A 9,918-nucleotide genomic window follows, 5' to 3' on the forward strand; every position below is an offset into this window, starting at 1 on the left:
CCCGCGCGCCCCGCGGCCCGCGACCCGACGGGCCCCGGCGCCGGACCCGCCGGCCGGCGCGAACGCCCACGAGGAACACGGGTGACCGCGGCCCCCGTGGGGGCGGGCGGGACGACGGACCCCGCCCCGCCCGCCCCCGCTTCACGGGGCCGCGCGGCCGCCACCACCGGGAGGGGGCGCCCCCGGGCCGACCGCCGCGCGCCTCCTCGCCCCCGGAACCGCCCGCCTCGCGGGACCGGGTGCGCGGGGCCCGTCCACCGTCGAAACACCCACCCACCCTCACGCCAGGGCGGCCCCGAGGCCGCCGAGGCGTTCCCACACGACGACAGGGAGCCCGAGATGCTCAAGGAGTGGCAGCGGCGCCGAGCCGCACGACGTGTAGAACCCGGGAACGGGAAGCCGCTGAAGCCCTTCCGCTGGTGGCAGCCGCTCTCCCGTGCCCTGTTCCACCTCCCGCTGCGCAGCGGCGACGGCGGGCGGACGGACTACGCCGTCGAGGTCCGCTACGCACAGCGGTTCTTCTCCGAGGACGGCAAGGGCAGGGCCCACCTGTACCTCGACGGCAGGCACCACGCCGAGTCCGGGCTCCCCGCCGCCTTCCCCGTCCGGGGCGGCACGATCGAGGTGGCGCTGACACCCTTCGGCCTCAAGCGCTGCCACTACGTCACCGACGGGGGAGCCGAACACCAACTCGTCCCGGACCGACGCTCGGGCGAGGGGCGGCGTGCGCGCCTGGACCGCGAGCACCCCGTGCTGAGCCGCACTATCGGCCTCTGCTCGCTGGTCCTGCTCGTCGTCCCCGCGCTCCTCCTCGTCCCGCAGCTCGTCGAGGCGGCCTTCCAGGTGCCGCCCGTGACCGAGCGCTTCGGAACCTTCACCTCACCCGTCCAGCTGCCGCTCTGGCTCAACATCGCGCTCACCCTCGGCGCCTCCGCGGCGAGCACGGAGCGCGCGCTGCGCCTGCGGTACAACTGGCTGCTGGACTCCGCCGCCCAGGGGGAGTGACGGCGCGGCACGCCGACCGGCCACCGGTCGCCCCGCCCCCGTCGCGCGGACCGCGCCCGCGCCGCCCCGCGGCCAAGGTCGGGGCGGCGGCAGAGGGGCGGGTTTCCCCCGGTTGGAGGCTTCGGGGACTTAGGGCCCGACAGTAGGATGAAAACCCTCAACCGTTCTTTCAAGGATACGGTTGAGGGGTATGAGCCAAGACATTCGAGACTTCGCGACCCCGCCGTGCGAGCTGCTGGCCCTCGGCGAACCGGTCCACCCCACGCAGGAACCGGCCTTCGGGGACGTCCGCAACGACGTCTTCGCCTCGCTCGCGGACCTGGGCTACCGGTCCATCGCCCTGGAGACCGACCGGGTGGCCGCACTGGCGGTGGACGACTTCGTCCGGCACGGGCGGGGAACCCTCGACACGGCGATGGACGAGGGCTTCTCGCACGGCTTCGGGGCACTGGAGGTCAACCGGCGGCTGGTCGCCTGGATGCGCGCGTACAACGAGGGCCGTCCCGCCGAGGAGCGGCTGGCCTTCCACGGCTTCGACATCCCGGCCGAGAACACCAGCGCGCCCAGCCCCCGGCTCCACCTGGAACACGTGTGCGACTACCTCGGGATCGCCCCGGACCTCGCGGACCTGCTCGGCGACGACGAGCGGTGGAGCCGCCAGGAGGCGATCCTGGACCCGGCGGCGTCGGTCGGCGCCGGCCCCGCGGCCGAGCGGCTGCGCGTGATCGCCGACGACATGCTCACCTCGCTCCACGCACGCGCACCGGAACTGGTCGCGGCGACCTCCCGCGCCGACTGGTTCCGGGCCCGCACCCGCCTCGCCGCCGGCCTCGGCCTGCTGCGCTACCACGGGCAGGCGGCCCGGCGCATCGAGGAGAGCGCACGCATCTCCGGCCTCCTGGCCACCAGGGACGCGCTCATGGCCCAGAACCTCCTGGAGATCCGCGGCATCGAGGCCGAACGCGGTCCCACGCTCGCCTTCGCGCACAACAGCCACCTGCAGCGCAACCCGAGCTCGATGAGCATGGCGGGCATGGACCTGGGCTGGCACTCCGCGGGCTCCGTCGTCGGCGCCCTGCTGGGCCGGCGGTACACCGTCGTCATCGGAAGCCTGGGCCGCAGCGGGGCCCTCGGGCTCGCGGAGCCCGAACCGGACACCTACGAGGGCCTCCTCCAGAGCCGCGCCACCGGCTGGGGCCTGGCCTCCGCCGCCGAGATCGCCTCCGGGCGCACGCGCACCGACGCCCGGCCCGAGACGGGCTACTTCCCCCTCGACCGGGCGCTCGTGGAGGCGGCCGACGCGATCCTGCACGTCGACGCCGATCCCGCGGCGCCCGGGGGAGAGGACCGGGCATGACCGGCCGCCGCGCGGCACGGCCCCCGCACCCGCCCGGCCGCCGGAGCCGCCCCGCCCACGCGCCGCCGACCCGCGGCTGACGCGGGACCGACCCCCGCCCACAGGCCGACCACCCGCGGCCGACGCGGGGCCCACGCCCCGACCACGGGCGCCCCTCCACCCGACCGGGCGGAGGGGCGCCCCGCGAGCCCGCTCCCGCGAGAGGGGACGGCGCTCAGTAGTACACGGCGAGCGGTCCGCGCGGCCCCTCCACCACGGTCACCGGCGTCTCGAACACCCGTGTCAGCACCTCGCCGGTCATGATCTCCTCCGGGGTGCCGAACTCCACGACCGCACCGTCCTTGACCGCGCAGATCCGGTCGGCGTAGTGGCCCGCGAAGTTGATGTCGTGGAGCACGACCACGACCGTGCGCTCCAGCTCCTCCGCCACACGGCGCAGGTGCCGCATCATCTGCGCCGAATGGCGCATGTCGAGGTTGTTGAGCGGCTCGTCGAGCAGCACGTACTCGGTCTCCTGCGAGAGCACCATCGCCACGTAGGCGCGCTGGCGCTGTCCGCCCGAGAGCTGGTCCAGGTAGCGGTTCTCCAACCCGCCCAGGTCCAGGAAGTCGATCGCCCGGCTGACGACCTCCTCGTCGGCCGCCGTCAGCCGCCCCCGGGAGTGGGGGAAGCGCCCGAAGGCCACCAGCTGGCGCACCGTCAGCCGGGTGACGAAGTGGTTCTCCTGGCGCAGGACCGAGACGACCTTGGCCAGGTCCTTGGACGCGGTCTTGGCCACGTCGTGGCCCGCGATCTCGATCACCCCCGCGTCCAGGCCCAGCAGGCGGCCCGTCATCGTCAGCAGCGTCGACTTGCCGGCCCCGTTCGGACCCACCAGCGCGGTCACACCGCCCCGGGGGATCCGCAGGTCCACGGGGCCGATCGCGACCTCGCCGCTGTACTCCTTGCGCACACCGCTGAGCGTGATCACAGCCGGCCCTTTCTGAGGATGACGAACAGGAACACCAGGCCGCCGACGAGCTCGATGATGATCGAGACCACGCCGTTGGCGTAGAAGACGTTGCGCATGACGAAGTACGCGCCGCTGAGCACGACGAAGCACGTCAGCACCGCCACCGGGAAGACGTACCGGTGGGCGTGGGTGCCGGTGAACTGGTAGGCCAGGGTCGCGACCAGGAACCCCAGGAACGTCATCGGCCCCACCAGTGCGGTGGAGACCGCCATGAGGACCGAGACCAGGAAGAGCACGCGCATGGTCTCGCGGCGGTGGTCCAGCCCCAGGCCCGTGCTCGCGTCACGCCCCAGCGCGACCACGTCGAGCCGCCGCGAACCCGCCCACAGCAGGCCCGCCGCGCCCAGGCAGAGCGGGACCGCGAGCGGCAGGTAGGACGCGTCGGCGTTGGAGACGTTGCCGAACAGCCGGGCGGCGAGCACGTCGAACTCGCTCGGCGTGAGCAGGCGCTGCATGAACGTGGAGACCGAGGCCAGGCCGCCGCCGATGACGATGCCGATCAGCAGCATCACCTGGAGGTTCGCGTACCGGCCCGACAGCAGCCACCCGTACAGCAGCATCGCGAAGCCCACCATGAGCACGAGCTGGAGCGCGAACTGCGGGAGGCCCTGGACCGCCACGACCCCGGCGACGCCCAGGAAGTACACCGCCGTGGTCTGGATAGCGACGTAGAGCGCCTCGAACCCCATGATCGACGGGGTGATGACGCGGTTGCCGGTCACGGTCTGGAAGCCCACCGTCGCCACGGCCTGGCAGATCGCGACCACGGCCATGACCACCAGGTTCGTCCCGCGCATCTGCGCGATGCGCCAGAACCCGTCCGAGCCCACGGGCATCGGGTTGTCCCAGGCGAGCAGGCCGAAGCCGAAACCGGCGGCGAGCACGCCGAGCACCGCGACGACGGTCCGGTAGCGGCGGCGGGCACGCCCGGTGGGCAGGGCCCCGGAGGAGCGTGCGGGCGGTGCGGGGAGCGGTCCGGTCACACGGGACGCGGTCGTCTCAGCCATGGCGGCGCTGCCTCAACAGGAGAAGGACGAAGACGGCGGCGCCCACGACCCCGAGGATCAGGGACACGGGCACCTCGAAGGGCATGATGACGACACGGCCGATCAGGTCGCAGACCGTGACGGTGCCGACGCCCAGCAGGCACACCCACGGCAGGTTGCCGCGCAGGTCGTCGCCGCGGAACATCGAGACGACGTTGGGGACGATGAGCCCGAGGAAGGGCAGGTTGCCCACGACCACGGTCACCACGCCGGTCGCCACCGCGATGAGGCCGGTGCCCAGCAGGATGACCCGGTCGTAGTCCAGGCCGACGTTGGTCGCGACCTCCTCGCCCAGCCCGGCGACCGTGAACCGGTCGGCGGCGACGAACACCGCCACGGCCGCCAGCGCCACGATCCACAGCAGCTCGTACTGGCCCCGCAGCACGGAGGTGAAGCTCCCGGCGAACCACACGCCGAGGTTCTGCAGCATGTCGGTCTGCAGCGCGACGAAGGTCGAGACGGCGCTGACGACGGCGCCCAGCATGATGCCGATGATCGGGACGATGAGCGAGGAGCGCAGGGTGACGCGGCGCAGGAAGAGGAAGAACACCATCGTGCCGACGAACGCCGCCAGGACCGCGCCGAGCATGCGTGCGCCGATGCTCGCGCCGGGCACCAGGACCATCACCGTGAGCAGGCCGAGCCCGGCCCACTCGGTGGTGCCGGTGGTCGTCGGCTCCACGAAGCGGTTCTGGGTCAGCAGCTGCATCACCAGGCCCGACATCGCCATCGCCGCGCCGGCCAGGACGAGGGCGACCGTGCGGGGGACGCGGGTGATGGCGAACATCTCGCCGCCGTCGTCCGCGCCGAAGACGTCGTACACGCCGGTGAACAGCGAGAGCACGACCAGGGCGCCCACGACGGCGGTGCCGACGAGCAGTTTCCCGTCGAGGAGGCGTCCCCCGCGCCGCGCCCGGGGGACGGGGGTCGCGGTCGTCATGCCCCGCTCCCTCCCTCGTGTCGGCGGGCGCCGGCGGCGTCGCCACCGCCGGCGCGTGCCGTTCGGTCGGACCGGATCACGCCCGGGCCTCCAGCGCGTCGGCGAACGCGTCGAAGAACTCGGTGTAGGTCTGGATGCCCTCGTTGGTGTAGGTGTCGGCGGGCATGTAGAGGATCTGCTCCTCCTGCACGGCCGTCACGCCCGAGAGCGCCTCGGAGTCCGACAGGATGTTCGAGGCGGGCTCGTACCCGGCCTCGTCGGGGGCGACGGCGGCGTCGCGGTCCATCACCAGGATCCAGTCGGGGTCGGAGCCGGCGATCGCCTCGACGGAGATGTCGTCGCCCTGGTGGTCGTCGCTGGAGCCCTCGACCTCCAGTGCGGGGGTGAGGCCGAAGATGTCGAAGGCGGGGCCGAGCGTGCGGCCCACGCCGGGGGCCAGGTAGCCGATCTCGCCGCCCGAGGTGCTGACGGCCATCACGGACTCGCCCTCGTCGTAGGCGGCGTTCACCCGTTCGACGGCCGCGTCGAGGTCGGCGACGAGCCGGGCGGCCTCGTCCTGCTTGCCGAAGACCTCGCCGAGCACGGTGACCTGGCGCTTGAGCTCGGCGTCGAAGGGCTCGCCCTCGCGCGGGTCGAGCTCCAGGATCGTGGCCTCGGGCACCAGGGAGGCGATGTCGTCGTGGTACTGGGTGAAGCGCTGCCCGTTGACGACGGCGTCCGGACCGGCGGCGACGATCGCCTCGAGGTCGGGCTCGTTGTGCGTGCCGATGTCGATGACCGACTCGTCCCGCGTGTAGCCGACGGTGTCCGGCATGAGGGACACCGCGCCCGCGGACAGCTCCACGCCCCAGTCCGAGAGGGTCTCGAAGGTGCGGTTGTCGAGCGCGACCACGGACTCCGGAGGGGAGGCCACGGTCTGGGCGCCGTTGTTGTCCTCGACCTCGATCGTGCCGCTCGGGGCGGAGGCCTCCTCGGCGTCCTGCCGGCCGGACGCGCAGCCGACGAGGAGGAGGGCGGAGGCCAGGGTGATCGAAAAGGCGGTCAGGGGACGGCCGGGGGACTGCATGGAGGTTCTCCTTGGCTTATTTGAACAAAGGTGAGCCTAACCTAACTATCGGGTGGAATGTGCATGGGTGTGCCCCTATGAGGTGTTTTTCTCAACGGGGGCGTCCGGCGGCAGGGTGTGAAGAGGGCCTGTGATCCCATGATTGGAAAGGAGCGTGGGGAGCCGCGCCCCGGCCGGCGGCCGCCCCTCCGGCGTGGTGGGAGGGGCCCGTGGCCGGCCGACCACGGGCCCCAGTGGCGCCGGGGCGGCCGGGGTCAGGGGGTGACGACGGCGAAGTCGGGGTCCGTGTCGTCCAGGAGGCCGAACAGCGTGGTGAGGACGTCGGTGTCGCCTTCGGTCGTGATCCCCTCCAGGCTCTGCGTGGCGACGAGCCGCAGGAGCTGTGCCTTGGTCAGGGTCAGCGTCAGGTCGGCGTCACTGCCGTCGTGGGCGGTGGTCTGGACGAGGACGCCGTTGGCGAGCTCCAGCCTGACCTCCTCCACGGGATCGGTGAAGTTCCAGTCGATGGTCAGGGTGGTGTCCCAGGCGCGGGGGCCGTCGACGCGGACGGCCACGGAGTCGAAGACCTGCGCGATGCTCAGGGCGCTCATGACGTCGGGGGAGGCGCTGTCGATGGGCGTGGGAGCCTTGTTCCCGCGCAGTTCCGCCGCCCCCTGGAGGTAGAAGTTCCGCCAGGTGCCGTTCTCCGCACCGTGCCCCAGGGCGTCGTAGACCTCGGCGAGCAGTGCGCGCGCACCGGTGTCGCCGGGGTCGGCGAACACGACGTAGTCGAGGACCTGCGCGGCCCACCGCAGCTCCCCCGCCTCGACGGCGGCCCCGGCCTTCGACAGGACCTCCCGGGCGCCGCCCATGAACTCCACGTGCTTCTTCGCCGACTCCTCCGGCGGCAGTGCCCACAGGTGGGCGGGGTTGCCGTCGAACCACCCCATGTAGCGCTGGTAGACCGCCTTGACGTTGTGGGAGACCGAACCGTAGTAACCGCGGGCGTGCCAGGCGCCCTCCAGCGCGGGAGGCAGCTGGATCCTCTCGGCGATCTCGGCGCCGGTGAGCCCCTGGTTGAGCATGCGCAGCGTCTGGTCGTGCAGGTAGGCGTACAGGTCGCGCTGCTGGGACAGGAACAGTGTGAGCTCCTCCGTGCCCCAGGTCGGCCAGTGGTGCGACGCGAACAGCACGTCGGAGCCGCCGGAGAACAGCTCGATGGCCTCCGTGAGGTAGTTCGCCCACACGTGCGGGTCCCGGACGAGCGCGCCGCGCAGCGTCAGCACGTTGTGCAGGGTGTGGGTGGCGTTCTCGGCCATGCACAGGGCCCGCCGGTCGGGGAAGGAGAAGTTCATCTCCGCGGGCGCCTCGGTCCCCGGGGTCAGCTGGAAGACGATCCGGACGCCGTCGACCACCACCTCCTGCCCGGTCCTGGTGACGTACGTGTTCGGCTCGATCAGGGAGATCGTCCCGGTGGAGGTGGTGGGCCCCAGGCCCGCGCCGATCTGGCCCGCGGCCCCCTTGGGCAGCACGGCCCCGTACATGAAGACCGATCGCCGGTTCATGGCGGTGCCGGCGTAGACGTTCTCCGCGACCGCGTGCTCGAGGAAGCCGGAGGGCGCGATGACCGGGACCTCCGTGCCGTCGGGGATCACCCCCCGTACCCCGCCGAAGTGGTCGGCGTGGGAGTGGCTGTAGATCACCGCGGTCACCGGGCGTTCGCCGCGATGCTCCCGGTACAGGGACAGCGCGGCCGCCGCGCACTCGACGGACAGCAGGGGATCGACGACGATGACGCCCTGGTCGCCCTCGACGAAGGAGATGTTGGACAGGTCGAAGCCCCGTACCTGGAAGATGCCCTCGCAGACCCGGTAGAGGCCGTGCTTGGCGGCCAGCTGCGACTGGCGCCACAGGCTCGGGTTCGCTGTGCCGGGCACCTCGCCGTGGAGGAAGGCATAGGCGTCCAGGTCCCAGACGACCCGTCCGGCCCCGTCCGTGATCTGCGGTTGTGACGCCGTTCCGAGGAAGCCCTTGTCGGCGTTGTCGAAATCGGTCCGGTCGTCGAACAACGGCTGGGTCACAGAGGGTCTCCTTCGGGCGCTCGGGGTCGGTGGCGCACCCACCCCATCCCCCGCCCTGTGACTCCGAATCGTAGTCAAAGGATTGCTTTAGGTAATGATGGTGGGGTCGGGTCGGCGCCGAGGCACCGTGCGGGGCGCAATGCCGCCCGGCGGGCTCTCGGGGCCGGCAGTGGGGCGGCTCAGACGAGGGGAGCCCGGTCGGCGTCCAGGACGTTGACGCCCTCCGCCTCCAGGAGTTCCTCGAAGGCCGCCAGGGAGTCGCCCGTGACCAGGGCCGCCTCGCTCCGGTGGATCGGCAGCAGCCACAGGAACCGCGCGTTTCCCGCCTCCTCGGGCGCATGCTCCAGCGCCGGCCCGTAGGGGTAGGGCGGGCTCACCAGCAGGTGGTCCATGCGCGAGCCCTCCGCCCACGGGCAGCCGACGTCGATCACCGAGCCGACGCCGAGCCGGTACTCCTCGAAGGAGTGCAGGTGGCCGACCACGGCCAGGGTCTCGGAGTGGGCCGGGTCCTCGTCCGGAGCCATGAGGAAGAACTCGGTGCCGCCTCCGGTCTCGTGGACGGACGAGCCCACCGTCACGTAGACCCAGCCCTCGCCCTCGTCCCTGGGCGCCACCCGGTAGGTGGCGAAGCCCGGGACCCGGTCGAGGAGGGGCGCCTCCGCCCAGGTCGCGTCCTCCACGGCGTGCCCCTGCCAGAACTCCCGGACGTGTTTCTCCAGCGCGCGGATCCGCGCGTCCTCCCCGGTCGCCAAGGAAACCGACCCTCCGTCGTCGTGCCTTCGGCCCCCGGGGCCGCCGCGGTCCCGGATCGCCCGATACGTGGATGTTCCGAGCGGCCAGACTACGGCTTCCCGACGCCCTCCGGTGCGGGGGAGTCCGTCCCGGACGCGTCCTGGCGCACGCGCTTTTCGGGGTGCCTCGGCAGTGCCGAGTAGACGGCCGTCGTGCTCAGCAGCAGCCCGGTGGCGAAGTACATGATGTACACCGCCCACCCCGGGTGCGCCAGGAGTCCCAGGAGCACGGCGGCAAGGACCAGCGACACCACGGCCGACAGTGGGAGCACGCGGTGCGACCGCGCCCCGTGCCTCCGTGGCGTGTTTACACCGAAGGGCTGAAACGAGGCAAAAGCGAACGAGACATCACAGCAGTGCATTCATCTGTTAACAAGTATGTCTTCTACCGCCGTTAACGTCTCGTTCCACTGCGTGCGTGGCTGCAAAGTGGCACAGGAGGTAGAAGGAGGAGTCGTGTATGCCGTTGGACCACAACATGTCCGACTCCTCACGCAAAGCGATCGAGGTCCTCACCGGCATCCAGGTCCCCAGAGCCGGCATCGCCAACCTCGGCCGCGCCTCGGAGATCTACACCGCCCTGGACCAACGCCTGGCCGTGCTCGAGGACCTGTTCGACCTCAGCCGCAAACACGCCCGCC

Annotated in this window: 10 protein-coding genes; 3 read left to right on the forward strand and 7 right to left on the reverse strand. The window is 71.9% G+C overall.

Annotated elements, in window-relative coordinates; translation table 11 throughout:
* The first annotated feature begins 339 nt into the window (after nt 1-339).
* Nucleotides 340-1,005, forward strand: coding sequence for a hypothetical protein (locus tag ACWGL3_RS28005; RefSeq protein WP_452461979.1), 666 nt, complete (start codon nt 340-342; stop codon nt 1,003-1,005).
* A 190-nt stretch (nt 1,006-1,195) separates the two neighbouring features.
* Nucleotides 1,196-2,362, forward strand: coding sequence for an erythromycin esterase family protein (locus tag ACWGL3_RS28010; protein WP_452461980.1), 1,167 nt, complete (start codon nt 1,196-1,198; stop codon nt 2,360-2,362).
* 214 nt (nt 2,363-2,576) lie between these two features.
* On the opposite strand, the gene ACWGL3_RS28015 is transcribed toward ACWGL3_RS28010, so the two are convergent.
* The 7 genes from ACWGL3_RS28015 to ACWGL3_RS28045 form a co-directional block, all read right to left on the reverse strand.
* Complete coding sequence (locus ACWGL3_RS28015) at nt 2,577-3,332, reverse strand: iron ABC transporter ATP-binding protein (protein ID WP_452461981.1); 756 nt, start codon at nt 3,330-3,332, stop codon at nt 2,577-2,579.
* Nucleotides 3,329-4,381 (reverse strand): iron chelate uptake ABC transporter family permease subunit, encoded by a 1,053-nt coding sequence (locus tag ACWGL3_RS28020; RefSeq protein ID WP_452461982.1) that lies wholly within the window; start codon nt 4,379-4,381, stop codon nt 3,329-3,331. Before ACWGL3_RS28020 ends, ACWGL3_RS28015 begins: the two co-directional genes overlap by 4 nt.
* Nucleotides 4,374-5,360 (reverse strand): ABC transporter permease, encoded by a 987-nt coding sequence (locus ACWGL3_RS28025; protein WP_452461983.1) that lies wholly within the window; start codon nt 5,358-5,360, stop codon nt 4,374-4,376. The genes ACWGL3_RS28020 and ACWGL3_RS28025 overlap by 8 nt, the downstream gene beginning before the upstream one ends.
* A gap of 76 nt (nt 5,361-5,436) precedes the next feature.
* Nucleotides 5,437-6,426, reverse strand: coding sequence for a siderophore ABC transporter substrate-binding protein (locus tag ACWGL3_RS28030; protein WP_452461984.1), 990 nt, complete (start codon nt 6,424-6,426; stop codon nt 5,437-5,439).
* A gap of 254 nt (nt 6,427-6,680) precedes the next feature.
* Nucleotides 6,681-8,486, reverse strand: a complete 1,806-nt coding sequence (locus tag ACWGL3_RS28035) for an alkyl/aryl-sulfatase (protein ID WP_452461985.1) — start codon at nt 8,484-8,486, stop codon at nt 6,681-6,683.
* A 179-nt stretch (nt 8,487-8,665) separates the two neighbouring features.
* Complete coding sequence (locus ACWGL3_RS28040; RefSeq protein WP_267944686.1) at nt 8,666-9,238, reverse strand: suppressor of fused domain protein; 573 nt, start codon at nt 9,236-9,238, stop codon at nt 8,666-8,668.
* An 89-nt stretch (nt 9,239-9,327) separates the two neighbouring features.
* Nucleotides 9,328-9,549 carry a hypothetical protein gene (locus ACWGL3_RS28045; protein WP_267944685.1) on the reverse strand — a complete coding sequence of 74 codons (222 nt, stop codon included), beginning with the start codon at nt 9,547-9,549 and terminating at the stop codon, nt 9,328-9,330.
* Nucleotides 9,550-9,737: 188 nt separating this feature from the next.
* Here ACWGL3_RS28045 and ACWGL3_RS28050 point away from each other — a divergent pair.
* On the forward strand, nt 9,738-9,918 hold a 181-nt coding region (locus ACWGL3_RS28050; RefSeq protein ID WP_452461986.1), incomplete at its 3' end, for a hypothetical protein.

Source organism: Nocardiopsis sp. NPDC055824, from assembly GCF_053616335.1.

What these genes read in the sequence shown, in the direction of transcription:
- ACWGL3_RS28005 (WP_452461979.1), top strand. Translation starts at nt 340, where the DNA reads ATGCTCAAGGAGTGGCAGCGGCGCCGAGCCGCACGACGTGTAGAACCC.
- ACWGL3_RS28010 (WP_452461980.1), top strand. Translation starts at nt 1,196, where the DNA reads ATGAGCCAAGACATTCGAGACTTCGCGACCCCGCCGTGCGAGCTGCTG.
- ACWGL3_RS28020 (WP_452461982.1), bottom strand. Translation starts at nt 4,381, where the DNA reads ATGGCTGAGACGACCGCGTCCCGTGTGACCGGACCGCTCCCCGCACCG.
- ACWGL3_RS28025 (WP_452461983.1), bottom strand. Translation starts at nt 5,360, where the DNA reads ATGACGACCGCGACCCCCGTCCCCCGGGCGCGGCGCGGGGGACGCCTC.
- ACWGL3_RS28030 (WP_452461984.1), bottom strand. Translation starts at nt 6,426, where the DNA reads ATGCAGTCCCCCGGCCGTCCCCTGACCGCCTTTTCGATCACCCTGGCC.